General features: G+C 50.1%; 25 protein-coding genes and 5 pseudogenes. 18 read left to right on the top strand and 12 right to left on the bottom strand.

Annotation, left to right across the window (positions count from 1 at the left end; all coding sequences use genetic code 11):
* Positions 1 to 270: 270 nt before the first annotated feature.
* From EOS98_RS23755 to EOS98_RS23750, 3 genes are read right to left on the bottom strand one after another with little or no spacing between them, the layout of a single operon-like run.
* Positions 271 to 1,590 (bottom strand): DUF1173 family protein, encoded by a 1,320-nt coding sequence (locus EOS98_RS23755; RefSeq protein ID WP_000078514.1) that lies wholly within the window; start codon positions 1,588 to 1,590, stop codon positions 271 to 273.
* Between the two features lie 22 nt (positions 1,591 to 1,612).
* Positions 1,613 to 1,780 (bottom strand): hypothetical protein, encoded by a 168-nt coding sequence (locus EOS98_RS24665; protein ID WP_000220758.1) that lies wholly within the window; start codon positions 1,778 to 1,780, stop codon positions 1,613 to 1,615.
* Positions 1,781 to 1,840: 60 nt separating this feature from the next.
* Positions 1,841 to 3,268: a DNA cytosine methyltransferase gene (locus EOS98_RS23750; protein WP_000833382.1), complete on the bottom strand. Its 1,428-nt coding sequence runs from the start codon at positions 3,266 to 3,268 to the stop codon at positions 1,841 to 1,843.
* A 214-nt stretch (positions 3,269 to 3,482) separates the two neighbouring features.
* Here EOS98_RS23750 and EOS98_RS23745 point away from each other — a divergent pair, with 214 nt between their 5' ends.
* The 6 genes from EOS98_RS23745 to EOS98_RS23710 all read left to right on the top strand — a co-directional run bounded on the left by EOS98_RS23745 (position 3,483) and on the right by EOS98_RS23710 (position 7,479).
* Positions 3,483 to 3,998 carry a thermonuclease family protein gene (locus EOS98_RS23745; protein WP_001572389.1) on the top strand — a complete coding sequence of 172 codons (516 nt, stop codon included), beginning with the start codon at positions 3,483 to 3,485 and terminating at the stop codon, positions 3,996 to 3,998.
* Positions 3,999 to 4,000: 2 nt separating this feature from the next.
* Complete coding sequence (locus EOS98_RS23740; protein ID WP_000975182.1) at positions 4,001 to 4,897, top strand: hypothetical protein; 897 nt, start codon at positions 4,001 to 4,003, stop codon at positions 4,895 to 4,897.
* Between the two features lie 47 nt (positions 4,898 to 4,944).
* A complete protein-coding gene (locus EOS98_RS24990) occupies positions 4,945 to 5,352 on the top strand; it encodes a hypothetical protein (protein WP_001572392.1) in 408 nt (135 codons plus the stop codon).
* A 694-nt stretch (positions 5,353 to 6,046) separates the two neighbouring features.
* Positions 6,047 to 6,244 (top strand): hypothetical protein, encoded by a 198-nt coding sequence (locus EOS98_RS23720; protein ID WP_000710701.1) that lies wholly within the window; start codon positions 6,047 to 6,049, stop codon positions 6,242 to 6,244.
* A gap of 336 nt (positions 6,245 to 6,580) precedes the next feature.
* Positions 6,581 to 7,042: a hypothetical protein gene (locus EOS98_RS23715; protein WP_000185304.1), complete on the top strand. Its 462-nt coding sequence runs from the start codon at positions 6,581 to 6,583 to the stop codon at positions 7,040 to 7,042.
* A 29-nt stretch (positions 7,043 to 7,071) separates the two neighbouring features.
* Entirely contained in the window at positions 7,072 to 7,479 is a 408-nt protein-coding gene (locus tag EOS98_RS23710) for a hypothetical protein (RefSeq protein ID WP_000074418.1), read from the top strand.
* Between the two features lie 50 nt (positions 7,480 to 7,529).
* Here EOS98_RS23710 and EOS98_RS24985 read toward each other — a convergent pair whose 3' ends face one another.
* The 3 genes and pseudogenes from EOS98_RS24985 to EOS98_RS23695 form a co-directional block, all read right to left on the bottom strand.
* Positions 7,530 to 8,057, bottom strand: a complete 528-nt coding sequence (locus EOS98_RS24985) for a hypothetical protein (protein WP_001027750.1) — start codon at positions 8,055 to 8,057, stop codon at positions 7,530 to 7,532.
* A gap of 166 nt (positions 8,058 to 8,223) precedes the next feature.
* Positions 8,224 to 8,610, bottom strand: a complete 387-nt coding sequence (locus EOS98_RS23700; RefSeq protein WP_181728339.1) for a hypothetical protein — start codon at positions 8,608 to 8,610, stop codon at positions 8,224 to 8,226.
* 73 nt (positions 8,611 to 8,683) lie between these two features.
* Positions 8,684 to 10,435 (bottom strand): annotated as a pseudogene (locus EOS98_RS23695) (Tn3-like element TnAs1 family transposase); the annotation flags it as partial.
* 3 nt (positions 10,436 to 10,438) lie between these two features.
* Here EOS98_RS23695 and EOS98_RS23690 point away from each other — a divergent pair.
* Positions 10,439 to 10,831 carry a cysteine hydrolase family protein gene (locus EOS98_RS23690; RefSeq protein WP_001351729.1) on the top strand — a complete coding sequence of 131 codons (393 nt, stop codon included), beginning with the start codon at positions 10,439 to 10,441 and terminating at the stop codon, positions 10,829 to 10,831.
* A 137-nt stretch (positions 10,832 to 10,968) separates the two neighbouring features.
* Positions 10,969 to 11,853: a DMT family transporter gene (locus tag EOS98_RS23685; RefSeq protein WP_000058717.1), complete on the top strand. Its 885-nt coding sequence runs from the start codon at positions 10,969 to 10,971 to the stop codon at positions 11,851 to 11,853.
* A 31-nt stretch (positions 11,854 to 11,884) separates the two neighbouring features.
* Here EOS98_RS23685 and tet(A) read toward each other — a convergent pair whose 3' ends face one another.
* On the bottom strand, positions 11,885 to 13,084 hold the full coding sequence (gene tet(A), locus EOS98_RS23680; protein ID WP_000804064.1) for a tetracycline efflux MFS transporter Tet(A): 1,200 nt from the start codon (positions 13,082 to 13,084) through the stop codon (positions 11,885 to 11,887).
* Between the two features lie 105 nt (positions 13,085 to 13,189).
* Here tet(A) and tetR(A) point away from each other — a divergent pair, with 105 nt between their 5' ends.
* Positions 13,190 to 13,825, top strand: a complete 636-nt coding sequence (gene tetR(A), locus EOS98_RS23675) for a tetracycline resistance transcriptional repressor TetR(A) (RefSeq protein ID WP_039045916.1) — start codon at positions 13,190 to 13,192, stop codon at positions 13,823 to 13,825.
* Between the two features lie 31 nt (positions 13,826 to 13,856).
* Here the strand turns inward: tetR(A) and EOS98_RS23670 are convergent, their stop codons facing one another.
* Entirely contained in the window at positions 13,857 to 14,099 is a 243-nt protein-coding gene (locus EOS98_RS23670) for a transposase (protein WP_000844627.1), read from the bottom strand.
* A gap of 86 nt (positions 14,100 to 14,185) precedes the next feature.
* On the opposite strand from EOS98_RS23670, the gene EOS98_RS23665 reads away from it, so the two are divergent.
* The 5 genes and pseudogenes from EOS98_RS23665 to EOS98_RS23645 form a co-directional block, all read left to right on the top strand.
* Positions 14,186 to 14,890 carry an IS6-like element IS26 family transposase gene (locus tag EOS98_RS23665; protein ID WP_001067855.1) on the top strand — a complete coding sequence of 235 codons (705 nt, stop codon included), beginning with the start codon at positions 14,186 to 14,188 and terminating at the stop codon, positions 14,888 to 14,890.
* A 106-nt stretch (positions 14,891 to 14,996) separates the two neighbouring features.
* Positions 14,997 to 15,587, top strand: a complete 591-nt coding sequence (locus EOS98_RS23660; protein ID WP_012477564.1) for a plasmid pRiA4b ORF-3 family protein — start codon at positions 14,997 to 14,999, stop codon at positions 15,585 to 15,587.
* A 136-nt stretch (positions 15,588 to 15,723) separates the two neighbouring features.
* Positions 15,724 to 16,296, top strand: coding sequence for a recombinase family protein (locus EOS98_RS23655; RefSeq protein ID WP_001493762.1), 573 nt, complete (start codon positions 15,724 to 15,726; stop codon positions 16,294 to 16,296).
* Positions 16,297 to 16,332: 36 nt separating this feature from the next.
* On the top strand, positions 16,333 to 17,724 hold the full coding sequence (locus tag EOS98_RS23650) for an ISKra4-like element ISKpn19 family transposase (RefSeq protein ID WP_001493761.1): 1,392 nt from the start codon (positions 16,333 to 16,335) through the stop codon (positions 17,722 to 17,724).
* Between the two features lie 32 nt (positions 17,725 to 17,756).
* Positions 17,757 to 18,185 (top strand): annotated as a pseudogene (locus EOS98_RS23645) (recombinase family protein); the annotation flags it as partial.
* 318 nt (positions 18,186 to 18,503) lie between these two features.
* On the opposite strand, the gene EOS98_RS23640 reads toward EOS98_RS23645, so the two are convergent.
* Positions 18,504 to 19,160 (bottom strand): quinolone resistance pentapeptide repeat protein QnrS1, encoded by a 657-nt coding sequence (locus EOS98_RS23640; protein ID WP_001516695.1) that lies wholly within the window; start codon positions 19,158 to 19,160, stop codon positions 18,504 to 18,506.
* A 394-nt stretch (positions 19,161 to 19,554) separates the two neighbouring features.
* Between EOS98_RS23640 and EOS98_RS23635 the strand changes: the two are divergent.
* Positions 19,555 to 20,570 (top strand): annotated as a pseudogene (locus EOS98_RS23635) (IS3 family transposase); the annotation flags it as partial.
* Between the two features lie 75 nt (positions 20,571 to 20,645).
* Here EOS98_RS23635 and EOS98_RS23630 read toward each other — a convergent pair.
* Positions 20,646 to 21,896 (bottom strand): annotated as a pseudogene (locus EOS98_RS23630) (Tn3-like element Tn3 family transposase); the annotation flags it as partial.
* 82 nt (positions 21,897 to 21,978) lie between these two features.
* Here EOS98_RS23630 and EOS98_RS23625 point away from each other — a divergent pair.
* Positions 21,979 to 22,682 (top strand): annotated as a pseudogene (locus EOS98_RS23625) (IS6-like element IS26 family transposase).
* A gap of 193 nt (positions 22,683 to 22,875) precedes the next feature.
* Entirely contained in the window at positions 22,876 to 23,262 is a 387-nt protein-coding gene (gene bleO, locus EOS98_RS23615; protein ID WP_063102497.1) for a bleomycin binding protein, read from the top strand.
* Between the two features lie 319 nt (positions 23,263 to 23,581).
* Here the strand turns inward: bleO and EOS98_RS23610 are convergent, their stop codons facing one another.
* Both EOS98_RS23610 and EOS98_RS23605 read right to left on the bottom strand, forming a co-directional pair.
* On the bottom strand, positions 23,582 to 23,974 hold the full coding sequence (locus EOS98_RS23610; protein WP_064055682.1) for a pyridoxamine 5'-phosphate oxidase family protein: 393 nt from the start codon (positions 23,972 to 23,974) through the stop codon (positions 23,582 to 23,584).
* A gap of 334 nt (positions 23,975 to 24,308) precedes the next feature.
* Entirely contained in the window at positions 24,309 to 25,013 is a 705-nt protein-coding gene (locus EOS98_RS23605) for an IS6-like element IS26 family transposase (protein ID WP_001067858.1), read from the bottom strand.
* 319 nt (positions 25,014 to 25,332) lie between these two features.
* On the opposite strand from EOS98_RS23605, the gene oqxA reads away from it, so the two are divergent.
* A complete protein-coding gene (gene oqxA / locus EOS98_RS23600) occupies positions 25,333 to 26,508 on the top strand; it encodes a multidrug efflux RND transporter periplasmic adaptor subunit OqxA (protein WP_002914189.1) in 1,176 nt (391 codons plus the stop codon).
* The last annotated feature ends 23 nt before the right edge of the window (positions 26,509 to 26,531 follow it).

Here is a 26,531-nt window from a genome sequence, read left to right as displayed (position 1 = left end):
CCAGGTTGATACACTTCTCTGCATCCCCTGGCACATAAGAACTTCTGCGGACATTCAGCCCGTCCGCAGGAGTTTTCGTCCTTCAGTCAACAAATGCACTACCTTTTTTGAGTCTCCACTTTCCAGAGCAGAAAACACGTTACCGATTCTACCAACAGCTTGTATCTGAGTGATAACCCCAGTCTTGTAATCATCTAGGATCCCTGACAGGAAAGCGTTCAGTTTTGTCTGTTCGCTTAGCGAAAGCATGTAGGACATTTTTTCTCCATTTTAAGCAGGTGTGTCAGTTGAAAGAGGTTTGCGTGATTCTGGAAAATGAGGCAGCACCATAGTTTCAGATGCTGTGGTCGCATCCCAGTGCCACCATCCATAAGGCCCATATTCACGGTTGTAATAATCTTTTTTGAGTTGCTTTCGGGCCAGATAAGCAGGAGTGGCCATACCAAATACTTCCATCGGGAACGGCTTATCGCTTTTTGTGTCGAGCAGGTAGAAGTCAGGGAACACCTCACTAATACTCGCATCATAACGCATGGGCTTAACGTACTGCCGGTGCTCTGCATCCAGCTTTTCTGCAACAACCGCCTCATAGGAGGAGTCCAGAGGTATCCAGTTCTCGCTAACGTGCATCAGCACAATTTGATGAGCTCTTACAGAAGGGCCTCTGCCGGTTACCGCAGCTGGTGACGTCAACGCAAAGACAACTATTTTCGCCCCGGATTTCCATGCTGCGTACTCCGATGAAAATCGTTTCTTTACGCTATCCCAATGGACTTCTGAATTGAAAAAAATCAGCGGTAGCCCCCCAAAATTCCGCAGGGGTAAAAATTTAAGTGGCTTCTCATGCTTTTCAGCATCGTAGCGAGGTAAAACTGACAGGAGCATGAGACGTTTATCACTCATCGCCTGTGATGAAAGACGCTGAATTTGCGACTGAGCGACAGGTTGTTTCGGGTCAGGTACACCAATGAATAAATGGTCACCTATGCAGGCTCTGCCGGTACGAATTTGTTTAGCGGTTTCAAGCAGACGATACCGTACCAGTGAATCGTTACGTTTCCCTGCCATTTTCGGGTACCAGACATTCAGACCAGACTCTGTCCACAAAAGACTAAGCAAGCCCAGGAGGGTCATTGAGGCCTGACCTCCTTCTGGTCGCTGAACATGGGGCAGGGGAGGCACTTCTGATTTTTCAGGAGGATCTTTCTCTGTCATACCGATACCGAGCCTTACAGCCATATCACCTTCGGTTGTAATCCGGACCACACCACTCGCATATCCTTTCAGGCCGGTATGCCGGGCATCAAGGGAGAAGAATACACAGGAAGGATCATGCTCAATGCCCGTGTTAGCGGCTTTGACGAGAATAAAGGCATCACCGTTCGGTAAAGCACGAACATAAAGTCGCTTTTCTCCTTTTCCACGACATCCGCAGGTGATGACTGATTTTTGACCTGAGGTGTGGTGTGCCTTTTTAAGAGCCGACTGCCACCCTTTAGCAAACTCATCCTGCGTTTGAAAGTCAGGTGAATACCTTTTGACGTTTGGATCGTCGTCGTAAGCAATCATCACTGCGAATTTTTGGCTCATAGTAGTCTCCTAAACAGGAAGTTTAATATCCCAACCAGAGCAACACTTCCTGAGCGTCATACTGTTCCTTTACGCCCATGTCGCTAAAGAATTCTTCGAAATCTGTTTCGGGAACGCAATGCCTGGACAGTTCTTGTAATGCTCGTTCTTTAGATACCGTCTCACCTTCAGCTGATTCGAAATACGTCATGGTTGACCTCTGACATTATTACAACAATCTTAAGCATTTAAATTGATGAAGGAGCTCAGGTCAGCTGACTTCGTCGTAAAACTGCCGCAAGCGCTGGGAGGCTGCAAATTCAATTCGTGACTTCAGCAGTTTGGCGACGGCCGCAAAGACATCAACGACCACGGAGTTCCCAAACTGTCTGTAAGCCTGTGTATTGGACACAGGGATACGGAAAACACTTTCCCCGGGTTTATCGAAGCCCATTAGCCTGCTGCATTCACGTGGCGTTAGCATGCGTGGCCGACGGTCCATGTTGTATGTGTTATGGAAATCAGTTTCTCCCAGTTCATGAGACCAGCCCCGATCAATAAGAATTTCAGATCCGTCTTTCATATAGCGGCTTGAGAGGGTTCTGGTGACACTATTAACATTGGAAGGATCTACTAGTCCAAAACCAAAACCATTGCCTTTTGCCGCATGTTTCTTTGCATAGTTGTATAAGTACTCCCAGAGTTTAGGGGAGAGGATGTATTTACTATCTACGCTCGGATCCAGTAAATCTGAGAGAGAAGGGCGCTTGTCCGGATAAAAGTCTTTAATGTCTCTCAGAGTAAAACCGTCTTTCAGACGTAGGTCGCGGCGAAAACCAATAAGGACGATACGTTCACGGTGCTGGGGTCGGAAATGACGGCCATCGATGACTTTAGGATCATCCGCGCCCGTGCTTTCGCTGTTTGCGACGTCGTAGCCAAGCTCATCGAGCGTTTTCATGATGATGTTAAAGGTATTACCCTTATCGTGACTCTTCAGATTTTTTACGTTTTCCAGAACAAAAATTGCAGGTTGTTTTGCCCGGATGATCCTGGCCACATCAAAGAAGAGCGTACCCTGAGTGTCGCACTCGAAACCGTGTTTGCGACCCATAGAGTTCTTTTTACTGACACCGGCGATGCTGAATGGCTGGCATGGAAATCCCGCAAGAAGAACATCATGATCCGGGATAGAGGCATCGATAAATTTGTATGCCTCGTCATCAGTAACCTCGGGCCGGTTGCTAAGAGTGATGTCACGGATGTCTGAATTGAAGCGGTGCTCGTTCTCATCGCAATACCAGTTCGCCCGGTAAGTACGGCTGGAATAAGTATTCCATTCGCTCGTGAAAAGACATTTACCACCGATGGCATCAAATCCGCTTCGCAGTCCACCTATCCCTGCAAACAGATCGATAAAGCTAAAGTGCCTGTCCTCATAATCAGCAGGTCGTGAAGGTATTAAAGTCTGTAGATAGCGTCCATCTGCGATACTCAGCTCACAATGCTCAGGTATGCATGTAACCTGACGTTTAAGGGATGCACGGGACCAATTACTGCCATTTTCATCATTTAATACCTGAGCCAGATATTTCAGGTCATAAATGGTCGAAGCTGTTAACAAAGTTTTGTGGATCAGAGATGGTGTTTTATCCACATCATTCAGGTCTGTCTCAAGATCATGAGTGTAACGTTTCATCCAAACTCTCTCAGGAATAATATCTTTGAGATAGATTAACACGCTTAATTTGGATTATTTTTTGGTTCAGGTTCTAAATTTATTGTGATTATTCTGCCTTTAAGTTGCAAAAAGATTGGTTTTAAGCCCGCCCATGAAATAATGACTTGTTAAAATACTGCCTGTAAATAGGCTTGTGGATACATGTCTGTACTCAACAAATCAAGGTGAAATGATGTTTTTTTTAACAAAGTTACTTTTGCCCATCATGATTGTTGTATTCCCAGTGGCGTCCTGGGGGAACTCAACAACTTTTGAGGCAAAGGTGGTTAAGATTGTTGACGGTGACACCATAACTGCGTTGGATGCTCAAAACACAACCATCAAAATACGGATGTATGGTATAGACGCTCCTGAATCTAAACAGGCTTTTGGCCAAAAAGCAAAACAGGCCTTAACCACAGCTATAGCAACTAAAATCGTTACCGTGATAGACCATGGTACGGATATCTATGGCCGTATGTTAGGTACCATCTGGTTAGATGGATATGATATCAATGCCTCTATGGTGGACAGTGGATATGCGTGGGTTTATCGGTTCGAAGATAACGCCATTGTCCCTGGCTATATCAAATATGAATCCGCAGCACAAAAGGAGGCAAAAGGGTTATGGGCAGACACCAACCCTGTCCCACCATGGCAGTGGAGACAGGCAAACGAAAAGCCCAGAAAGGTGAAAGAGAAGAAATAACCATGATGAAAGAGCCTCATCCGTTACTTCAGTTGGTACTAAACGATTCCGGTCGTCTAACCATGCCTGTTTATTATAGAGATCAACAGTATTGCCCGACTTGCCTTACAAAGGTGTTGAAGAGTGAGGATGGAAGTTTGGCGCACCTCGGGGAAATAAATCAAAATACATGTAGACCTTCTATTTCAGTAGTTGTGACAAAAGCAATTATTGAAATGTTATGTGACGGGGAAAAAATATATGTAAATCCAATACGACACCGAGGCCGGGTGCTGGCACCCTCAGTAATTTTTTCTCCCGACACTCACACTTTCAAACCGTTTATAAATACAGACTATCAGCCTGTGGGAGCAAACTGGAAAAGTGAAAAGGGATATAAACTCGGTCTGTTTTATCTCAAAGATCGAGCCAACTCTATCAATAAAGAGGAATTTGATTTCATTGCCGTTATAGACCCTGAGGCAATGCAGAAAGAATTTATTTCGGCCTGGTCTGAGGTTGATGAAAAAAATCCATTGGAAACGCTGAAGCAGATCTTACGATCTAAAAACAACTCTTCTTTATGGGTAAAATGGCCTGGCAAAATTGAGCATGCGCAAAAAGGAAATTACAACGAAAATTACTGGTTCGATTATCAATCTGATAATCAGGAAGTGAACTGTACGGTCTCTGTTGTAGGTATCGAAGGTAACAGTTCCGGTGAGACAATTTATAGATTGCAAACTTTGCTAAAGCGTAAGCTCAATGAATATCAACTGGTTCGGTCTTTAGGGACTATTATGCTTCTTGATAATACCGGGAATATGATTCCATCAAACCATCCTTATTTTGAAGTCATCTCAAAAGCATGTATAAATGGAGTGCGTGACTTTGTTCGTCAAAACCCGTGGGTAGTCTGACGGTCAACTATAAAGCATAATATAATTAGTAATAACAAGGAACAGACATGAATGAAAACTCAGTAATCTTAATAAGTTTATTTTGGTTTTTTTTGGGATCGAGTGTTGTAGCTGGTTTTATGGATGCATCATTATATTGCTGGATTTTTGCAGCCATAAGCGCATTGTTTCTTCTTTCGGTGATACAAACACCAAAGGAGTTAACGGTATCTATTAGTCATATGACAAGCAAAACGCTGATCTCAAAGACAGATGATGGATACACATTTAGCATTTCACCTTACGGAGACGGGTACCGCTTATCAGTCTCGCCTGAAAATCGTCACAATGGTACCCAAAGCTTTGACGGCTGGTTCCCACGTTTTTTTTCCGAACCACAGTATGCCAAATCATCTTTAACTAAATTTCTCGGTGAGTCCTTAGTATGGGAAGAAGATTCAAGTAATGCTCTATGAGATTACTTATTATAAATTTTTCTATTAATCTCCATGGAGTGATATATGAATTTGGCCTATTTTTTATTTTTGTCTATAACTGTTATGCTTACGAGCTTTATTATTAAATCACTTGTCGTATTGGTAAAGTTCAAATTACTTCGTGATGAACGTCTCGAATATACCAGCAATAAAAATATTGATGAGATGTACGATTTAATGAATGCGAAGGAAGAAATCCTCATAAGGCATCATAAGCAGATGTTGGCATTGCATCTTTCACTATTAATATTCGTTCTATTTATTGCTTACATTTACTAAAAATAATTTTATTCAACATTTCAACAAAGGGTTTTCAATGGAAAGCTTCGAAACTGAACAAATGATTCAATATGCTTTCTACATAAATATCGTAATAACGACTGGTTTGGCATGGTTTTGCTTGCGGTCAGGATTGCATTACAATTTTTTCAGAAAAGCAGAGAGTGCCAGAACAAAAGGGCTGAGTAGTACCTCTACTGAACACGGTCCAGCAATAGTGAGACTAAAGAAGCTACAAGCATTAGTAGATTTTATTAGTAACTGTGCTTTTCTAATCCTTTCAATTGGCACAGCTTATATTTTGTATGTTTGGAGCCACAGTTAACTCATACGAGGTAACTTCGGCAGGTAACAACTTCTAATGCAGGACTTTAATAACTCTAAGGGATTCTACATGAAAAAAGACGATCTAATTACGCGTTGTAAATTACTTAAAGGCGAACGCGATGAGTCTATCTTTACCATATTAATTGGGATAGTAGTAAAGCTGGGGCTGGTAGGCCTGGCATTCTATCTGTTGCTTGGTTCCACGATTGATTGGTCAAGCTGGAAAACTTATGCCGCCATGTTGATCTTGGGAGCATTTCTCTAAAATCTTGAACCTTTTTTCACTCATTACAAGCCATGACCTAGTGCGTAGATCATACGATCTTTAAACCTTATGTCATTGATTTATAAGTACATATAACAAAGATTATGTTAAATACTGTATGTATGTACAGCATCAACAGTTGCCCCCCTCATATTGAGGTAATTGCTACATTCATACCACTATTCTTCTTATAGTATCGACATCCTGAATTATTGCACCCTACTGCTTTGTCTTTAGCTGTTCCGAATTAAAATTCATTGCTCAATTTGGATCACATGACGATCAGCGTATTCCTTTGCTTTATCAAAGTTAAGTTTTTAAAACATAAGATATGTAATGACAAATTCTCAATCTGATTTTCCTTTGAACGATCAAAATTTTCAGGCAGATTTGCTGAAAATCAAAAAGGTTTTCGCCGACCTTATAACGCAGGCATCAGATGGTAAGATACCCATAAGGTCTTCTCATGTACACGGCTTACACCATTTCGAGGAGCTCTACATCCGGGCAAGAGCAGGCATGTGTTCGGTCCTGGGATATCCGGTCATGGTTGTTTCAACTATCTCAGTTAAAGAGCCCGGCACAGGCATTTTTAGAGCGCTTCTTGCAGAATTGAAATGTATTGCAGATGAACAAAATTACATTTTGAAAATTGAAAATGTACTGCCTCCCCTATTCCGCAAATACCTTATTCAAGAAGGTTTTGTTTTCCCAGGTGAACCTTGGATGTGTGGTTCCGGCTATTGGTTTAAGAACCCACAAGTACTTCATGAAAATATTGAGTTATTATCTGTTTAAGTCGATCTAACAATTTCACTGGAGCTAACATGTCCCCGGAATTGGTATCAGACATTGCAAGAGTGGCGCATGAAAAGCTACTTTCAATTTTAACGGAGTGCGGCATAGAGAAGACGGCAGGCACTTGCCTTTTTGCAAGCTATCTTGTGTGTTATTTAGCAAAAACTAAAGGTCTAGATGCTGTTGTCCGTGGGGGTAACGGTGCAGATGATGGCGGTATATTTATAGAGTGTGGTGGCTTTGGCCATTATTGGTGTGAGTTGAATTTCGAAGAAGTGCAATATTATATTGACATCACTTCCGAACAGTTTGGGTTTCATCCATACATAGTGAAACTCGCCAACGATATAACAGGATGGCCTCGATATATTCCTGGTGATCAGGAAACGGTCGATAGTCATTTAGAACAATTATTACGCGACGGCTATACAGAATAGGCTGCGTATACCCTATCGCAGCCTTTCAGGCTCTTAACCCTTGTGACCTGTTAACGGAACCACTCAGGATGACGCTGCCGATCAACTTTGATAACCTGCGAATTAAATTCAACGACATCCGCTGGAGTAAGCATTAATTCATCAGGATTTACAATAAATGGTCTTAAAACCACTTCGCCACCGTCTTCTTTTGCACCGTAGATATTAATAAGAAAGTGCAGTCGTTGATTTCCTTCAGCATTGCGTTGCCATTCTCTAAAAGTCAAAGTTTGTTTAATATAGTTTGTTAAAAGAAATGCGAATTCAGATTCTTCCGTTTGTGAGATACCGATTTTGTTAGACATTTTTTTTAGTATCTTTCCGAGCATGGACACACAGGCATCTAGACTTAACGATGTTGAAATTTTGGTCGTATTAAAATCCTCCTGCGAAAGTGAAATCATCCATGTATTATCTTTATGATAGTCGGTAATATAAATAAAATGAGATGTAAAAGGCGTTGAGTGATTGAACTCTCCTAAGTTCCATCCATACTGACTCACTGTATTTGAGCTAAGTTCTTTGTCGGTAATGTTCATAATTCATACCTTTCGATAAAGTCTGTAATGATAATTAGCTATCTCAAAGGACCAGAACAACTCTTGAAATAACCACACTCGAAGAATTTATCATATTGAACACCCCTACCTAATAACCTTGCCGACTTAATAAATCACAATAGCCCTCCCCTGACATTTTAAAATGCTACTTGAATTTTTGATAGCTTATGGTTGTTTTATGTTCTTTGTGATACGCATATGTCATCTTCTCTTTCCAGTACCAATCTTGTAGATCCTGCAAGTCTAGCCCATTTTTCTCACGTATGCTTTCGTGTAATTCGCTAAGCGCGAGTTTATCATTAGGTTTATAAATGGCTAATTTTTCTTCAAATAAATCCAGCCAACGTTTCCCCATCTTACGACGCAAAACAAACACCATCGTGATAAATGTAATGAAATGCACAGCAATTAGTTCCAACTTATGCGATTGCTGACCAGATAAAATTACTATTGTAACAACAGGGATGGCCGTATATAAAGCAATCAAAGCGACCATAAGTTGGTATGGTTTTTCCCGTATTACCATGTTCATGGGTAAACCAGAGGACGCTACTGCTTGCCAAAATCTTAAAGGGGAGCCCGCAGAATTCGGAAAAAATCGTACGCTAAGGTTTTCCGGGCATCCGTAAGGGCCGAAACTTCCCGTCTTCCAGTCTGCGGCTCTGCCGCCAGACGTAATCGCCGGTTAGGTTGATGTGCTCCCAGCCCAGCGGCGACAGGAATTGCAGCAGCTCGCCGTCCACCGGCTTGCCGGCCTCGACCAACCCCTGGGTGGCGCGTTCCAGGTACACCGTGTTCCACAGCACGATAGCCGCCGTCACCAGGTTGAGGCCGCTGGCCCGGTAGCGCTGCTGCTCGAAGCTCCGATCCCTGATTTCCCCAAGGCGGTTGAAGAACACCGCCCTGGCCAGCGAGTTGCGCGCCTCACCTTTGTTCAGGCCGGCATGCACGCGGCGGCGCAGTTCAACACTTTGCAGCCAGTCCAGGATGAACAGCGTGCGCTCGATCCGGCCCAGCTCGCGCAGGGCCACGGCCAGTCCGTTCTGGCGCGGGTAGCTGCCGAGCTTGCGCAGCATCAGCGAGGCGGTGACGGTGCCCTGCTTGATCGAGCTGGCCAGGCGCAGGATGTCGTCCCAGTGGGCACGCACGTGCTTGATGTTCAGGGTGCCGCCGATCAGCGGGCGCAACGTCGGGTAGGCTTGCACGCCCTGCGGCACGTACAGCTTGGTTTCGCCGAGGTCGCGGATGCGCGGCGCGAAGCGGAAGCCTAGCAGGTGCATCAGGGCAAAGACGTGATCGGTGAAGCCGGCCGTGTCGGTGTAGTGCTCCTCGATCCGCAGGTCGGACTCGTGGTACAGCAGGCCGTCGAGCACATAGGTGGAATCGCGGACGCCGACATTCACCACGCGGGTGCTGAACGGCGCGTACTGGTCGGAGATATGGGTATAGAACAGCCGTCCCGGCTCGCTACCGTACTTCGGGTTGACGTGCCCGGTGCTCTCGCCCCGGCCACCCGCGCGGAAGCGCTGGCCATCGGAGGATGAGGTCGTGCCGTCGCCCCAGTGGGCGGCAAAGGCGTGGCGATACTGGTGGTTGACCAGCTCGGCCAAGGCCGCCGAATAGGTTTCGTCGCGGATGTGCCAGGCTTGCAGCCAGGACAGCTTGGCGTAGGTCAGGCCGGGGCTCGACTCGGCCATCTTGGTCAGCCCGAGGTTGATCGCATCACCGAGGATTGCGGACAGCAGCAACGTCCTGTCTTTGGCCTCGGCCCCGTCCTTCAAGTGGGTGAAGTGGCGGCTGAAGCCCGTCCAGTCGTCCACGTCCATCAGCAGTTCGGTGATCTTGATGCGCGGCAGTAACTGGCTGGTTTGGTCGATCAGCGCCTGCGCCCGATCCGGCACCGCCGCATCCAGCGGGGTGATTTTCAGCCCTGACTCGGTGAGGATGGCATCGGGCAGCTCGTTGTCCTTGGCCAGGCGGGTGACGGTGGCCAACTGCTCGTCCAGCAGCTGCAAACGCTCTTCCAGGTACTGGTCGCTGTTCGGGTTGATCGCCAGGGGCAGGGCCTGCTCGCGCTTGAGTGCGGCGAACTTCTCGGCCGGCAGCAGGTAGTCGTCGAAGTCGCGGAACTGCCACGAGCCCTTGACCCAGATGTCGCCGGAGCGCAGGGCGTTCTTCAGCTCGGACAGGGCGCAGATTTCGTAGAATTTCCGGTCGAGGCCTTCCGGGGTGATCACCAGCGGCTTCCAGCGCGGCTTGATGAAGGCCGTGGGTGCATCGGCCGGCACCTTGCGCAGGTTGTCGGCGTTCATCTCACGCAGGGTCTGCACGGCTGCCAGCACGCCTTGCGCGGCCGGCCCGTGCTGTTCCCCAACTTTTCGCTCGGCGAAGAGTATGAACATGCGCCGCCGGCGACGAATCGCCAAATCTCACCGTATCTCCCGAGCGGACGATTTCGCACCGGTCTGCCCGTCGAAGGGCTTGCGATCGAACGGGGCGACCTTTTCTATGCATGTCCGCGAGCCAGCGTCTTTTATGGCACGGCGCTCGACGCCGACCTTCGGACGCGCGGCGTAAGCACGCTTGTCATGGCCGGGATAAGCACCACCGGCGTTGTTCTTTCAAGCGTCGCCTGGGCTAGTGATGCGGACTACGACGTGCGTTTGGTCCAGGACTGCTGCTACGACCCGGATCGGGATGCCCACGAAGCTCTGTTGCGTTCCGGGTTCGGCGGACGTGTACAGGTCGTGTAATTTTCGGGCCTCGCATGATCGCGGCCATAGCCGCAGGTGGATTGGTGCGAGGCAGGGCCAGTCCAAGTCAGGGTGCGGTCATCGCGGCGCCTGCAACTCTCAAAAACCCATCGCCGTAGCGGAGGTCTTGTAATCGCATGTCATTACGCACGCCCGATTTATTGTTCACAGCGATAGCACCTGCCATTTGGGGCAGCACCTACATTGTCACCACCCAATACCTGCCGAACTTCTCACCGATGACGGTCGCGATGCTGCGGGCGTTGCCGGCGGGTTTATTGCTCGTGATGATCGTCCGACAGATTCCAACGGGAATCTGGTGGATGCGCATCTTCATCCTCGGCGCACTTAATATTTCGCTATTCTGGAGCTTGTTGTTTATTTCGGTCTACCGCCTGCCGGGCGGGGTCGCGGCGACGGTAGGCGCTGTGCAGCCGCTGATGGTCGTGTTCATCTCTGCCGCTCTGCTAGGTAGCCCGATACGATTGATGGCGGTCCTGGGGGCTATTTGCGGAACTGCGGGCGTGGCGCTGTTGGTGTTGACACCAAACGCAGCGCTAGATCCTGTCGGCGTCGCAGCGGGCCTGGCGGGGGCGGTTTCCATGGCGTTCGGAACCGTGCTGACCCGCAAGTGGCAACCTCCCGTGCCTCTGCTCACCTTTACCGCCTGGCAACTGGCGGCCGGAGGACTTCTGCTCGTTCCAGTAGCTTTAGTGTTTGATCCGCCAATCCCGATGCCTACAGGAACCAATGTTCTCGGCCTGGCGTGGCTCGGCCTGATCGGAGCGGGTTTAACCTACTTCCTTTGGTTCCGGGGGATCTCGCGACTCGAACCTACAGTTGTTTCCTTACTGGGCTTTCTCAGCCCGGGGACCGCCGTGTTGCTAGGATGGTTGTTCTTGGATCAGACGCTGAGTGCGCTTCAAATCATCGGCGTCCTGCTCGTGATCGGGAGTATCTGGCTGGGCCAACGTTCCAACCGCACTCCTAGGGCGCGTATAGCTTGCCGGAAGTCGCCTTGACCCGCATGGCATAGGCCTATCGTTTCCACGATCAGCGATCGGCTCGTTGCCCTGCGCCGCTCCAAAGCCCGCGACGCAGCGCCGGCAGGCAGAGCAAGTAGAGGGCAGCGCCTGCAATCCATGCCCACCCGTTCCACGTTGTTATAGAAGCCGCATAGATCGCCGTGAAGAGGAGGGGTCCGACGATCGAGGTCAGGCTGGTGAGCGCCGCCAGTGAGCCTTGCAGCTGCCCCTGACGTTCCTCATCCACCTGCCTGGACAACATTGCTTGCAGCGCCGGCATTCCGATGCCACCCGAAGCAAGCAGGACCATGATCGGGAACGCCATCCATCCCCGTGTCGCGAAGGCAAGCAGGATGTAGCCTGTGCCGTCGGCAATCATTCCGAGCATGAGTGCCCGCCTTTCGCCGAGCCGGGCGGCTACAGGGCCGGTGATCATTGCCTGGGCGAGTGAATGCAGAATGCCAAATGCGGCAAGCGAAATGCCGATCGTGGTCGCGTCCCAGTGAAAGCGATCCTCGCCGAAAATGACCCAAAGCGCGGCCGGCACCTGTCCGACAAGTTGCATGATGAAGAAGACCGCCATCAGGGCGGCGACGACGGTCATGCCCCGGGCCCACCGGAACGAAGCGAGCGGGTTGAGAGCCTCCCGGCGTAACGGCCGGCGTTCGCCTTTGTGCGACTCCGGCAAAAGGAAACAGCCCGTCAGGAAATTGAGGCCGTTCAAGGCTGCCGCGGCGAAGAACGGAGCGTGGGGGGAGAAACCGCCCATCAGCCCACCGAGCACAGGTCCCGCGACCATCCCGAACCCGAAACAGGCGCTCATGAAGCCGAAGTGCCGCGCGCGCTCATCGCCATCAGTGATATCGGCAATATAAGCGCCGGCTACCGCCCCAGTCGCCCCGGTGATGCCGGCCACGATCCGCCCGATATAGAGAACCCAAAGGAAAGGCGCCGTCGCCATGATGGCGTAGTCGACAGCAGCGCCGGCCAGCGAGACGAGCAAGACCGGCCGCCGCCCGAAACGATCCGACAGCGCGCCCAGCACAGGTGCGCAGGCAAATTGCATCAACGCATACAGCGCCAGCAGAATGCCATAGTGGGCGGTGACGTCGTTCGAGTGAACCAGATCGCGCAGGAGGCCCGGCAGCACCGGCATAATCAGGCCGATGCCGACAGCGTCGAGCGCGACAGTGCTTAGAATTACGATCAGGGGTCTGTTGGGTTTCACGTCTGGCCTCCGGACCAGCCTCCGCTGGTCCGATTGAACGCGCGGATTCTTTATCACTGATAAGTTGGTGGACATATTATGTTTATCAGTGATAAAGTGTCAAGCATGACAAAGTTGCAGCCGAATACAGTGATCCGTGCCGCCCTGGACCTGTTGAACGAGGTCGGCGTAGACGGTCTGACGACACGCAAACTGGCGGAACGGTTGGGGGTTCAGCAGCCGGCGCTTTACTGGCACTTCAGGAACAAGCGGGCGCTGCTCGACGCACTGGCCGAAGCCATGCTGGCGGAGAATCATACGCATTCGGTGCCGAGAGCCGACGACGACTGGCGCTCATTTCTGATCGGGAATGCCCGCAGCTTCAGGCAGGCGCTGCTCGCCTACCGCGATGGCGCGCGCATCCATGCCGGCACGCGACCGGGCGCACCGCAGATGGAAACGGCCGACGCGCAGCTTCGCTTCCTCTGCGAGGCGGGTTTTTCGGCCGGGGACGCCGTCAATGCGCTGATGACAATCAGCTACTTCACTGTTGGGGCCGTGCTTGAGGAGCAGGCCGGCGAGCGCGGCGGCACCGTTGAACAGGCTCCGCTCTCGCCGCTGTTGCGGGCCGCGATAGACGCCTTCGACGAAGCCGGTCCGGACGCAGCGTTCGAGCAGGGACTCGCGGTGATTGTCGATGGATTGGCGAAAAGGAGGCTCGTTGTCAGGAACGTTGAAGGACCGAGAAAGGGTGACGATTGATCAGGACCGCTGCCGGAGCGCAACCCACTCACTACAGCAGAGCCATGTAGACAACATCCCCTCCCCCTTTCCACCGCGTCAGACGCCCGTAGCAGCCCGCTACGGGCTTTTTCATGCCCTGCCCTAGCGTCCAAGCCTCACGGCCGCGCTCGGCCTCTCTGGCGGCCTTCTGGCGCTCCTGCTGCGGCGTCCGCTCGTGGGCCGTGGCGCGGGTCCGCGCGCCGGCCTCGTGCGCCTGGCGCTCGCGGGCGAGGTCCAGGGCGGCCGTCTTCACGTTCTGCCTTGCGCAGATGAGATGGCACTGTTGCAAATAGTCGGTGGTGATAAACTTATCATCCCCTTTTGCTGATGGAGCTGCACATGAACCCATTCAAAGGCCGGCATTTTCAGCGTGACATCATTCTGTGGGCCGTACGCTGGTACTGCAAATACGGCATCAGTTACCGTGAGCTGCAGGAGATGCTGGCTGAACGCGGAGTGAATGTCGATCACTCCACGATTTACCGCTGGGTTCAGCGTTATGCGCCTGAAATGGAAAAACGGCTGCGCTGGTACTGGCGTAACCCTTCCGATCTTTGCCCGTGGCACATGGATGAAACCTACGTGAAGGTCAATGGCCGCTGGGCGTATCTGTACCGGGCCGTCGACAGCCGGGGCCGCACTGTCGATTTTTATCTCTCCTCCCGTCGTAACAGCAAAGCTGCATACCGGTTTCTGGGTAAAATCCTCAACAACGTGAAGAAGTGGCAGATCCCGCGATTCATCAACACGGATAAAGCGCCCGCCTATGGTCGCGCGCTTGCTCTGCTCAAACGCGAAGGCCGGTGCCCGTCTGACGTTGAACACCGACAGATTAAGTACCGGAACAACGTGATTGAATGCGATCATGGCAAACTGAAACGGATAATCGGCGCCACGCTGGGATTTAAATCCATGAAGACGGCTTACGCCACCATCAAAGGTATTGAGGTGATGCGTGCACTACGCAAAGGCCAGGCCTCAGCATTTTATTATGGTGATCCCCTGGGCGAAATGCGCCTGGTAAGCAGAGTTTTTGAAATGTAAGGCCTTTGAATAAGGAGAGCATGAAAAACCTCGGGGCAGCCATCGAATGATGCCATCTACAGGGGTTAAAATAACCACCATCATTTCATAACAATACCTGCTGACTATGAAGATCTACGTCATCAAAATAGCAGTTCATGGAGTCAGTCCGATGGTCTGGCGTCGGCTGAGAATTGCTGCCGACACGTCACTGGCCGCGCTTCACTTCATTTTCCAGATAGTGCAGGGCTGGGGGGACGACCATCTCCATCAATTTCACATTTATGGCAAAGATTACGGTATCTCCTACGAAGGAGGCATCGGTTTTGTCGATAATCCGTTCCGGGTCGTGATTGATGATTTTGCTTTTGATGCTGGCGATCGCTTTACCTATGAATACAATTTCTTTGAGCACTGGCTTCATGACATTCGTGTTGAGGCCATTTATGAAAACTCTACGCTGAAAGCGCCGTTTTGTATAAGCGGCCATGGTATGCCCGGAGCCACAGCTGCGGATGAGTTCGATAAAACCCTGGCGTTTCTTGAAGCTATCGTTAATGCGGATGATGAAACAACGGTCGGCGAGATCCGCCCTTTTGCTGACGACCTGGATGCTGTCAGGTTCAACCGCCACAAAATCAACCGGCAACTGAGCAGGCTCGACCTTGCATCTCCGGTACTGGAGCCTGAAGTTATCTGGCTGGGCCGTCGTCGCTGACTGATGTCTATAAAGGTATACGTTTTCAGCATGCCTCTCAGATCCCCGAAAAAATGTCTATAAACCTCCCTAAATCAGTGTTTATGGATTATTCTTTAAATCTCTATGATGTTTAAAGACCTTCCGGAGGTTTTGCGTGCAATATGCCTACATCAGGGTAAGCTCGGCCGATCAGAATACGGCCCGTCAGGAAGAGGCATTGTCAAAGGCGGGTTTTCAGCCTGATAAAATTTGTGTTGAGCATGCCAGCGCGAAGGACACAAACCGCCCGGGGTTACAGGAACTCCTGGGGCAATTACGCCCTGGTGATACGCTTCTGGTTCATTCCATCGATCGCCTTTGCCGGAATATGTCGGATATGTGCGCTGTCACCACCCGGCTTCGTGACCAGGGCGTTACCCTTATTTTTCTGAAAGAGCAGCTGACGTTCAGCGCCGGCACAAACAATCCGATGCAGGAACTGCAGCTGCACATGATGTCGGCATTCAGCCAGTTTGAACGAGCCTTACTGAAGGAAAGGCAGGCCGACGGCATCGCCGCGAAAAAAGCACGGGGTGAAAAAACAGGGCGCCCCGGCGCCGATATCAAAAAGATCCAGGAAATTGACGCACTCAGAAGCAGAGGGGTCAGGCTCAGGATCGCCTGCGACCATGCGGGCCTTGGCGTTTCCACATATTATAAGCTTCGTCACCAGATGAACAACCAGTAGCCGGGAGATAGTCATCCACCACAGCAGGAGGCAATGATGCAACTGACGCTCCAGATAGTCATCACCGATGAATCAGGCTCCAGTCGAACGGAGGAACTGATGACAATCCAGAAATCAGGGGAGACCCGGAACGACATCGGATTATCGGTGTCAGAATCCAAGCTGTTGCTGAATACGGTCCAGCAGTCGGTGGTCCAGCTGCAGGCAGACGAATATACTCAACACCATATCCGGTGCCCTCACTGCCTTGCTGCGCGCAGAATCAAAGGCAAACAGAAAATACGGTACCGGACGCTGTTTGGCGTTATTCCGGTATCCGGGCTTCGGGTGTACCGGTGCCGTTGTGAAGAGAGTGATACAAAGACAGTCAGTTTGCTCAGCGACTGGGCCGGCGATTATTCTCACCCGGCACTGAAATATATTGAAACCCGCTGGGCCTCGATGATCTCCTATGAAATGACGACTCGTCTGCTGAAAGATATTCTGCCGGTGGGCCACAGCCTGAATGCCTCAACGGTGAGGAATCATTTATGCCAGGTGGCGCAGCGTCTTGACGCTGAGGCTGAAGCTCATTCAGGTTTTCTTTCCGGCTGCCCCCGCGACTGGGGGAACCTGCCCAGGCCAGGAAAACCGCTTGTGGTGGGTATAGATGGTGGTTATGTTCGCGATCGGGATGACAAAAAGCGTAATTTTGAAATTATTGCCGGGAAGTCTTTTTCCGTTGGTGCGCCTGCTGACACCCGCCGCTTCGGTTTTGTTCAGAAGGATGACTGTCATCCGGAACGCAGGCTCATGACCCACCTTTCAGCGCAGGGAATGCAGGCCAACCAGCAGATATTTTTTCTGTCCGACGGCGCGGATAATCTCAGGGACCTCCAGTTCGGTATGTACCCTGAGTCAACGCATGTGCTGGACTGGTTTCATATCACCATGAGGCTGAAGGTGCTCATGCAATATGCCCGGGGACTGCTGGTATCAGATCCAGAGGCGGGGAGTAAAGTTCTGGCACTGCTGGAAAGCATTAAACGATATCTCTGGCATGGCAATGTTGTCGCTGCGCTGGAACATATTGATAATTGCGTTATGTATTGCGATGACCCTGAACTCAGCTATCCTAGCCTGAAATCCCTGCAAAAACATCTGGATGAAATGTATACCTACATCCGGAATAATAAGATGATGATCCCAAACTACGGCGAAATGCGTCGGTACGGAGAGCCGGTATCAACCGCGTTTGTGGAATCCACGATCAATGAAGTGATCGCCAGACGAATGGCCAAAAAGCAGCAGATGCAGTGGAGCAGAAAAGGGGCTCATTATTTGTTACAGACCCGGACCGCCGTTTTGAATAACGAACTGCAGGATAAATTTGTCTGCTGGTATCCGGGTTTTCAAAGTGACGGGAAGGGACCAGCGATGGCAGCATAGCTCACGCTGCCCCAATATTTTTTATGCTCTCGGTCGTATGGAAGCTGGACCGCCTCGGTCGTGATCTTCGTCATCTCATTAATACAGTGCACGACCTGACCGCGAGGGGGACCGGTCTGAAAGTGCTGACCGGTCACGGGGCGACTATCGACACAACAACGGCCGCTGGCAAGCTTGTCTTCGGTATCTTTGCCGCACTGGCGGAGTTTGAGCGCGAACTGATTGCTGAAAGAACGACTGCAGGTCTGGCATCAGCAAGAGCCCGTGGGCGGAACGGCGGCCGACCTTATAAAATGACGCCAGTCAAACTGCGACTGGCAATGGCATCAATGGGACAATCAGAAACAAAGGTCAGTACGCTATGCCAGGAACTTGGGATAACCCGGCAAACTTTGTACAGGCATATTTCCCCTGTTGGTCAACTGCGGGCGGACGGGATCAAGCTGCTCAACCGTGGATAATTTGAACGGACGGAAAAATCTGGGGTTCCGGCGTAGTACCCCTATCACCTCCACATTTTTGCAACAGTGCCTTATAAATGGCAGCCTTATGTTTACTTGCCAAGATGGGCTACCATATGATGTTTTATACTGAGCAATATTAATATTATCTTTAATGGAAAAATTAAGCCCACTAAGTGACCCACTGCTATATGGCTCTATTGTGAAGACGCCTGAGGGTAAAAATTTATACATGGTTGTCCCTATGTCTATTATTGCAAGGTTGACAATATTATTCGTTTTATAAATTTGAGCGTTTAAAATCACACATCAAAGCAATTAGTCAGGATAAACAACAATACCCAGTGCTTCGAGAATCAGTTCTTGCTGCCAGGCTGCAATTTTGATACCTGATGTATCGACTTTGCGGGGATCTAAACCGTCGAGTTCGGCGTGGCATAAATTGGCACCCTGTAGGCTAAATTGCCCCCAGACATCTTCGGAAAAAACACCTCGACTTAAGTCTGACTCTTTCAGTGATGCACCCGCTAGGTTCGTTCCTATCCAGCGATTTTCAAACAACTCACATTTTTCTAAACAAACCCTCTCCATATTGGCATAGGAAAGATTACATCCAGAAATAAATGCTGAGCAAAAGTACATACGATTACTCACTTGATGGGCAAAGTTTGTTCGGGAAAAGTTGGCACCTTTTAAATCACACGCACGGAACTCTATACCGTAGCAATTGGCATTACTGAAGTTTGCCATCGCAAGTTGGCATTGTTGGAAACTTGCATCACGAAGATCTGCGACATCAAAGTGGCAGCCTTCGATATCACCCTGTTCAATGAACTTGCAGTTGACGAATGTCGTATCACGCAAGTTAGCACGTCGAAAGTCGCTGCGAATGAATGTGCAAGCGGTGAAGGTGAGATCACTTAAGTCTTTATGTGAAAAGTTGTGGTGCCGATATGTATGATTGTAGGTTTCCATGAGTACTCCTTGTTGAAAGGAGGGCTAGACTACCATTATACATATGCCAAGACATTAAAATAAAAGCCTGTTACATCAACACATTACAACCCCTCAATTTACCTGTTTTAAGTGGTCAAATTGGCGCGTAGAGCGCCTATCGCTCTTGCATTGGCACGCGGCCCTGTTGAAAAAAGTTATTCGCTTTAGATAGGGTTAGGAGAGCCGTGCTTCGCCGGTAAAAAATCGGACTATCCGACGCAGGGCGGACTCATCGGCGGAGAAGCAAACTTTGACTATATCTCCCTACACTTGGAAGAGGGCTAGACTGGCCCCATAGATCACCAGACACTTCGACTCTCTTAAAATAAGAGGTAGTCTTGGAACTATGTTTAATACCAGTCAGAACGATAAGATGGTTGAAGTGTTATCAGGACCTGAGCGGCGTCGGCGTCGTACACCGCAGGAAAAAATTGCCATTATTCAGCAGACTATGGAGCCCGGTATGACCGTGTCTCATGTCGCGCGCCTGCATGGCATCAATGCAAACCAGATATTCAAATGGCGCAAGCAATATTAAGACGGTTCACTGACGGCTGTTGCATCGGGCGAGGAAGTGGTGCCGGCCTCCGAACTCGCTGCCGCCAATAAGCAAATTCGCGAACTCCAGCGCCTTCTGGGCAAAAAGACGATGGAAGCCGAGATACTCAAAGAGGCCGTGGAGTTCGGCCGGGCAAAAAAATGGATTGCGCATGCGCCCTCGTTGCCTGGGAACGACGAATAAGCGACGTTTGCAGAAGTCTTGGCGTGTCGCGTGCGCAGTTGAGCATTCGGGTTCACCGGCCATCTGACTGACAGGATCGCAGACGGCAGCCCCGTTCTGACGATACCACCGTATTGTCCCGGATAAACATGGCGGTGGCTGACCTGCCGACGTATGGTTATCGCCGTGTGTGGGCGCTGCTGCGACGGGAGTCGGAGCGGGACGGCCTGCCTGTGGTTAATGCAAAGCGGGTGTATCGCATTATGAGAACGCATAATCTGCTTCTTGAACGTAAACCCGCTGATCCTTGCCGTAAGCGGGCCCATAAGGGGCGCGTAGCAGTAGCGGAAAGTAACCGGCGCTGGTGCTCAGATGGCTTTGAGTTCCGCTGTGATAATGGCGAAAAGCTGCGGGTGACCTTCGCGCAGGACTGCTGCGACAGGGAGATCATTGACTGGGCAGCGAGCACCGGAGGCTATGACAAAGAAACGGTGCAGGATGTCATGCTGGGTGCGGTGGAAAAACGCTTCGGAAGGCAGTTGCCAACAGTGCCGGCGTTCGCCCGGTTGCTGGGACTGGAGCCTTGTACGACAGCAGTGCGAAGCCCGGAAAGCAATGGCATAGCAGAAAGCTTCGTGATGACGATAAAACGGGACTACATCAGCATCAGGATTTTAGGGGTCTGACGCTCAGTGGAACGAAAACTCACGTTAAGCAACGTTTTCTGCCTCTGACGCCTCTTTTAATGGTCTCAGATGTCCTTTGGTCACCAGTTCTGCCAGCGTGAAGGAATAATGGCCGAGCATATTGATATGTCCGTGGCAAAGCGGGGAGAGGCGTGCGATATCTTCATCATTCAGTGTTTCACCCTGCGCCCGGAGATGATCCAGGGCTGCCTGCATATAAATAGTGTTCCATAACACGACGGCGTTAGTGACCAGCCCCAGTGTGCCCAGTTGATCTTCCTGACCGTCGGTATATCGTTTTCTTATCTCACCTTTTTGACCGTGACAGATGGCTCTGGCAACGGCATGGCGACTTTCTCCCCGATTAAGCTGGGTCAGAATGCGCCGGCGGTAATCTTCATCATCAATATAATTAAGCAGATACAGCGTTTTGTTGATGCGCCCCACTTCAATGATTGCCTGAGTCAGTCCGGAAGGACGTTCACTTTTCAGCAATGAACGGACCAGCACTGAAACCTGTACTTTGCCCAGCTTCAGGGAGCCAGCGGTCCGGATCATTTCGTCCCACTGAAGGACTATTTTTCGGGGATCTGATTGCCCTCTGGCAATATCATTCAGCACGCCATAGTCGGCATCATGGTCCATTCGCCAGAAAACCGAAGCACCGGCATCAGCCAGGCGTGGAGAAAACTGGTATCCCAGCAGCCAGAAAAGGCCAAAGACAAGTTCGCTGGCACCTGCTGTATCGGTCATAATTTCGGTTGGATTCAGCCCGGTCTCCTGTTCCAGAAGACCTTCCAGCACAAAGATAGAGTCCCTCAGCGTCCCCGGTATAACGATGCCATGAAAGCCGGAATACTGATCGGACACAAAGTTGTACCAGGTGATCCCTCTGTTATTACCAAAGTATTTGCGGTTCGGTCCGGCATTGATTGTTCTGACTGGCGTAACAAAGCGCATTCCATCTGCAGATGCCACTTCTCCTCCACCCCATATCTGTGCCAGTGGCAGCGTTGCCTGAAAATCAACCAGTCTGGCATTAGCGCTGGTGATAGTTTCAGCCCGCAGATAGTTCTCTTTTGTCCAGTTCAGCCGGTGTCGGGTCAGTGCAGGAACATTTGATCTGATCAGTGGTTCCAGACCGATATTGCAGGCTTCAGCCATCAGCACGGCGCTGATGCTGACGGGCAGATCATCAACTCTGGCACTGGCTTCACTAGCATGGAAAAACTCATCAGCAAATCCGGTATGGGCGTTAATTTCGAGCAGCAACTCCGTTAAATCCACCGGAGGGAGTAGATCACTGATCATTTTGCTCAGTCGTTTCGGCACTGTTGCAAATAGTCGGTGGTGATAAACTTATCATCCCCTTTTGCTGATGGAGCTGCACATGAACCCATTCAAAGGCCGGCATTTTCAGCGTGACATCATTCTGTGGGCCGTACGCTGGTACTGCAAATACGGCATCAGTTACCGTGAGCTGCAGGAGATGCTGGCTGAACGCGGAGTGAATGTCGATCACTCCACGATTTACCGCTGGGTTCAGCGTTATGCGCCTGAAATGGAAAAACGGCTGCGCTGGTACTGGCGTAACCCTTCCGATCTTTGCCCGTGGCACATGGATGAAACCTACGTGAAGGTCAATGGCCGCTGGGCGTATCTGTACCGGGCCGTCGACAGCCGGGGCCGCACTGTCGATTTTTATCTCTCCTCCCGTCGTAACAGCAAAGCTGCATACCGGTTTCTGGGTAAAATCCTCAACAACGTGAAGAAGTGGCAGATCCCACGATCCTCAACACGGATAAAGCGCCCGCCTATGGTCGCGCGCTTGCTCTGCTCAAACGCGAAGGCCGGTGCCCGTCTGACGTTGAACACCGACAGATTAAGTACCGGAACAACGTGATTGAATGCGATCATGGCAAACTGAAACGGATAATCAACGCCACGCTGGGATTTAAATCCATGAAGACGGCTTACGCCACCATCAAAGGTATTGAGGTGATGCGTGCACTACGCAAAGGCCAGGCCTCAGCATTTTATTATGGTGATCCCCTGGGCGAAATGCGCCTGGTAAGCAGAGTTTTTGAAATGTAAGGCCTTTGAATAAGACAAAAGGCTGCCTCATCGCTAACTTTGCAACAGTGCCGCCCCAGCAGCATCTCCAGCTGTGAACGCTGTTCGGCTGACGGTATCAGTGCCAGTTTGTTCCACAGGCGCAACGTCGCCTTTTCCCTTACCTCTGAAATCAACCGGGTCAGCGTAGTGGCTCCGGGGAGAATAATAGTCTATCCCGGCATTGCCAGTCGGGGATATTAAAAAGAGTATAGGTTTTTATTGCGATAAACTAGGTTTCACTTTGGTTCACCATGAAGATGGATTCGCAGTTCTAATGTGTAATGAGGTTCGGATTCATCTATGGGAGGCAAGTGATGAAGGCTGGCGCTCTCGTAGTAATGATTCACCGGTTTGTACAGGTGCGGAGTCGTTTATTGCTGGTACTGCTAGTTGCCGCATTGAAGTAGAGGGAATTGATGAATTATATCAACATATTAAGCCTTTGGGCATTTTGCACCCCAATACATCATTAAAAGATCAGTGGTGGGATGAACGAGACTTTGCAGTAATTGATCCCGACAACAATTTGATTAGCTTTTTTCAACAAATAAAAAGCTAAAATCTATTATTAATCTGTTCAGCAATCGGGCGCGATTGCTGAATAAAAGATACGAGAGACCTCTCTTGTATCTTTTTTATTTTGAGTGGTTTTGTCCGTTACACTAGAAAACCGAAAGACAATAAAAATTTTATTCTTGCTGAGTCTGGCTTTCGGTAAGCTAGACAAAACGGACAAAATAAAAATCTAAATATGCTTGAACAACTTGTAACTTAAATTCATAACTGTATTTTGCCATAAAAAATGACCTCCCATAAGTTAGATTTTTGGTCTAACTTATGGGGGTCAGTTCATTCTACACTTGGGCTGCATGTTTTGATTAATTATCTAATATCTCCGGATCTCCTGTAAAGGAATATAAAACTGCCTGCATGTTTTTCAAATAAAATACGGTGAATTTCCCATCATCAGCGCTATACCAATCTCTCAAATGCGGATTTGCTTCAAGCATTGCTTCCCTTGCTTCCACGGTATCATCAATTACGGCTTCGCCGGTGAGCCGAATCCATTTTCCTTTTGCCATACCTGAGACTTCCACCTTTGAATTTGCCAATAACTGCTGATAAACTTTTTTCTGATTGGTTGTACCAAGATAGACCTTGCCATTCCTCTCCATGGCTGCATTAAACGGTCTGACCCTTGGCTGGTCTCCTTCAACGGTTGCAAAATAAAAAGTTTTTGCTTCATTTAAAAAATCAACAACTTGACTCATCCTTTTTTACCTCCATAAATAAATTTTTCTTTACTTTTCTTTGACCTAAATTCCACGTGCATTTTTTATTAGCTTAAAAGAACACTATTTCACGAAGAATTTAAACTGATACTCCCACATTGTAACATTATTTACCACCACCTTTCAATCTTTTTCAATAAATTATTGATTGCAACTTTTGAGTAAAGATACTTATTAAACCCTGCAAGTTATCCACAGAGCAACACTCGATTTTCAAGATGATATCTTTATTATACCAGACATTTTTCATACACTTCCTTGGGCACTGTTGCAAAGTTAGCGATGAGGCAGCCTTTTGTCTTATTCAAAGGCCTTACATTTCAAAAACTCTGCTTACCAGGCGCATTTCGCCCAGGGGATCACCATAATAAAATGCTGAGGCCTGGCCTTTGCGTAGTGCACGCATCACCTCAATACCTTTGATGGTGGCGTAAGCCGTCTTCATGGATTTAAATCCCAGCGTGGCGTTGATTATCCGTTTCAGTTTGCCATGATCGCATTCAATCACGTTGTTCCGGTACTTAATCTGTCGGTGTTCAACGTCAGACGGGCACCGGCCTTCGCGTTTGAGCAGAGCAAGCGCGCGACCATAGGCGGGCGCTTTATCCGTGTTGATGAATCGTGGGATCTGCCACTTCTTCACGTTGTTGAGGATTTTACCCAGAAACCGGTATGCAGCTTTGCTGTTACGACGGGAGGAGAGATAAAAATCGACAGTGCGGCCCCGGCTGTCGACGGCCCGGTACAGATACGCCCAGCGGCCATTGACCTTCACGTAGGTTTCATCCATGTGCCACGGGCAAAGATCGGAAGGGTTACGCCAGTACCAGCGCAGCCGTTTTTCCATTTCAGGCGCATAACGCTGAACCCAGCGGTAAATCGTGGAGTGATCGACATTCACTCCGCGTTCAGCCAGCATCTCCTGCAGCTCACGGTAACTGATGCCGTATTTGCAGTACCAGCGTACGGCCCACAGAATGATGTCACGCTGAAAATGCCGGCCTTTGAATGGGTTCATGTGCAGCTCCATCAGCAAAAGGGGATGATAAGTTTATCACCACCGACTATTTGCAACAGTGCCAGTTTTATTGTTACATTTAAATCCACGCCGGGATCGCGGTTTTTTATCCCCCCCCTGGACCGCACATAAAGTGCAACAATTATTCTTGCACTTAGTTAAGCGCCTTCCTACAATCGCCGCGATAGTGTATTCGAAATTGTTACAGTTTTGTGGCGATGATCGACACAAATGGCCTTAAGCCAGCCCGGACAAAGGAAGTGGCGCGGCTTCTCACGCTGCGTCTTGCCCGGCGGCTACATTTACCGGAATAAAAATAATGAGCCTGCAAAAAACCTGGGGAAACATTCACCTGACCGCGCTCGGCGCGATGATGCTCTCCTTTCTGCTCGTCGGCTGCGACGACAGCGTCGCACAGAATGCTGCGCCTCCCGCCCCGACGGTCAGCGCCGCTAAGGTGCTGGTGAAGTCGATCAGTCAGTGGGATAGTTTTAACGGTCGCATTGAAGCGGTGGAGAGCGTTCAGCTTCGCCCTCGCGTCTCGGGATACATTGATAAAGTGAATTACACTGACGGCCAGGAGGTGAAAAAGGGCCAGGTGCTGTTCACGATAGATGACAGAACCTATCGCGCCGCGCTGGAGCAGGCGCAGGCGGCGTTGGCAAGAGCCAAAACGCAGGCCAGCCTCGCGCAAAGCGAGGCGAACCGCACCGATAAATTAGTCCATACCAACCTCGTCTCCCGTGAAGAGTGGGAGCAGCGCCGGTCAGCCGCGGTTCAGGCGCAGGCCGACATTCGCGCCGCGCAGGCGGCGGTGGATGCCGCGCAGCTTAACCTCGACTTCACCAAAGTGACCGCCCCTATTGACGGCCGCGCCAGCCGGGCGCTGATCACCAGCGGTAACCTGGTCACCGCGGGCGACACCGCCAGCGTGCTCACCACCCTGGTCTCGCAAAAGACGGTGTACGTCTACTTTGACGTCGACGAGTCAACCTACCTCCACTATCAAAACCTCGCCCGCCGCGGGCAAGGCGCGTCCAGCGATAATCAGGCGCTCCCGGTGGAGATTGGCCTGGTGGGCGAGGAGGGTTACCCCCACCAGGGCAAAGTGGATTTTCTCGATAATCAGTTAACGCCGAGTACCGGCACCATCCGCATGCGTGCGCTGCTGGATAACTCGCAGCGTCTGTTCACGCCGGGGCTGTTTGCCCGCGTGCGTCTGCCGGGCAGCGCAGAGTTCAAAGCCACGCTGATCGACGACAAAGCGGTACTGACCGATCAGGATCGTAAATACGTCTATATCGTTGATAAAGATGGTAAAGCACAGCGCCGCGACATTACCCCAGGGCGGCTGGCAGACGGTTTACGCATCGTTCAGAAGGGGTTGAATCCTGGGGATAGCGTCATCGTCGACGGCTTACAAAAAGTGTTTATGCCGGGTATGCCGGTTAACGCCAAAACCGTTGCCATGACCTCCAGCGCCACCCTTAACTGATCCCTAATCAGAGAATCCAAGAC

Origin of the sequence: Salmonella sp. SSDFZ69, assembly GCF_004010755.1 — a bacterium.
GTDB classification, from domain to species: domain Bacteria; phylum Pseudomonadota; class Gammaproteobacteria; order Enterobacterales; family Enterobacteriaceae; genus Salmonella; species Salmonella enterica.
This window is presented reverse-complemented; position numbering and strand designations above follow the sequence as displayed.

What these genes read in the sequence shown, in the direction of transcription:
- EOS98_RS23755 (WP_000078514.1), bottom strand. Translation starts at nt 1,590, where the DNA reads ATGAGCCAAAAATTCGCAGTGATGATTGCTTACGACGACGATCCAAAC.
- EOS98_RS24665 (WP_000220758.1), bottom strand. Translation starts at nt 1,780, where the DNA reads ATGACGTATTTCGAATCAGCTGAAGGTGAGACGGTATCTAAAGAACGA.
- EOS98_RS23750 (WP_000833382.1), bottom strand. Translation starts at nt 3,268, where the DNA reads ATGAAACGTTACACTCATGATCTTGAGACAGACCTGAATGATGTGGAT.
- EOS98_RS23745 (WP_001572389.1), top strand. Translation starts at nt 3,483, where the DNA reads ATGTTTTTTTTAACAAAGTTACTTTTGCCCATCATGATTGTTGTATTC.
- EOS98_RS23740 (WP_000975182.1), top strand. Translation starts at nt 4,001, where the DNA reads ATGATGAAAGAGCCTCATCCGTTACTTCAGTTGGTACTAAACGATTCC.
- EOS98_RS24990 (WP_001572392.1), top strand. Translation starts at nt 4,945, where the DNA reads ATGAATGAAAACTCAGTAATCTTAATAAGTTTATTTTGGTTTTTTTTG.
- EOS98_RS23720 (WP_000710701.1), top strand. Translation starts at nt 6,047, where the DNA reads ATGAAAAAAGACGATCTAATTACGCGTTGTAAATTACTTAAAGGCGAA.
- EOS98_RS23715 (WP_000185304.1), top strand. Translation starts at nt 6,581, where the DNA reads ATGACAAATTCTCAATCTGATTTTCCTTTGAACGATCAAAATTTTCAG.
- EOS98_RS23710 (WP_000074418.1), top strand. Translation starts at nt 7,072, where the DNA reads ATGTCCCCGGAATTGGTATCAGACATTGCAAGAGTGGCGCATGAAAAG.
- EOS98_RS24985 (WP_001027750.1), bottom strand. Translation starts at nt 8,057, where the DNA reads ATGAACATTACCGACAAAGAACTTAGCTCAAATACAGTGAGTCAGTAT.
- EOS98_RS23700 (WP_181728339.1), bottom strand. Translation starts at nt 8,610, where the DNA reads ATGAACATGGTAATACGGGAAAAACCATACCAACTTATGGTCGCTTTG.
- EOS98_RS23685 (WP_000058717.1), top strand. Translation starts at nt 10,969, where the DNA reads ATGTCATTACGCACGCCCGATTTATTGTTCACAGCGATAGCACCTGCC.
- EOS98_RS23665 (WP_001067855.1), top strand. Translation starts at nt 14,186, where the DNA reads ATGAACCCATTCAAAGGCCGGCATTTTCAGCGTGACATCATTCTGTGG.
- EOS98_RS23660 (WP_012477564.1), top strand. Translation starts at nt 14,997, where the DNA reads ATGAAGATCTACGTCATCAAAATAGCAGTTCATGGAGTCAGTCCGATG.
- EOS98_RS23650 (WP_001493761.1), top strand. Translation starts at nt 16,333, where the DNA reads ATGCAACTGACGCTCCAGATAGTCATCACCGATGAATCAGGCTCCAGT.
- EOS98_RS23640 (WP_001516695.1), bottom strand. Translation starts at nt 19,160, where the DNA reads ATGGAAACCTACAATCATACATATCGGCACCACAACTTTTCACATAAA.
- EOS98_RS23610 (WP_064055682.1), bottom strand. Translation starts at nt 23,974, where the DNA reads ATGAGTCAAGTTGTTGATTTTTTAAATGAAGCAAAAACTTTTTATTTT.
- EOS98_RS23605 (WP_001067858.1), bottom strand. Translation starts at nt 25,013, where the DNA reads ATGAACCCATTCAAAGGCCGGCATTTTCAGCGTGACATCATTCTGTGG.
- oqxA (WP_002914189.1), top strand. Translation starts at nt 25,333, where the DNA reads ATGAGCCTGCAAAAAACCTGGGGAAACATTCACCTGACCGCGCTCGGC.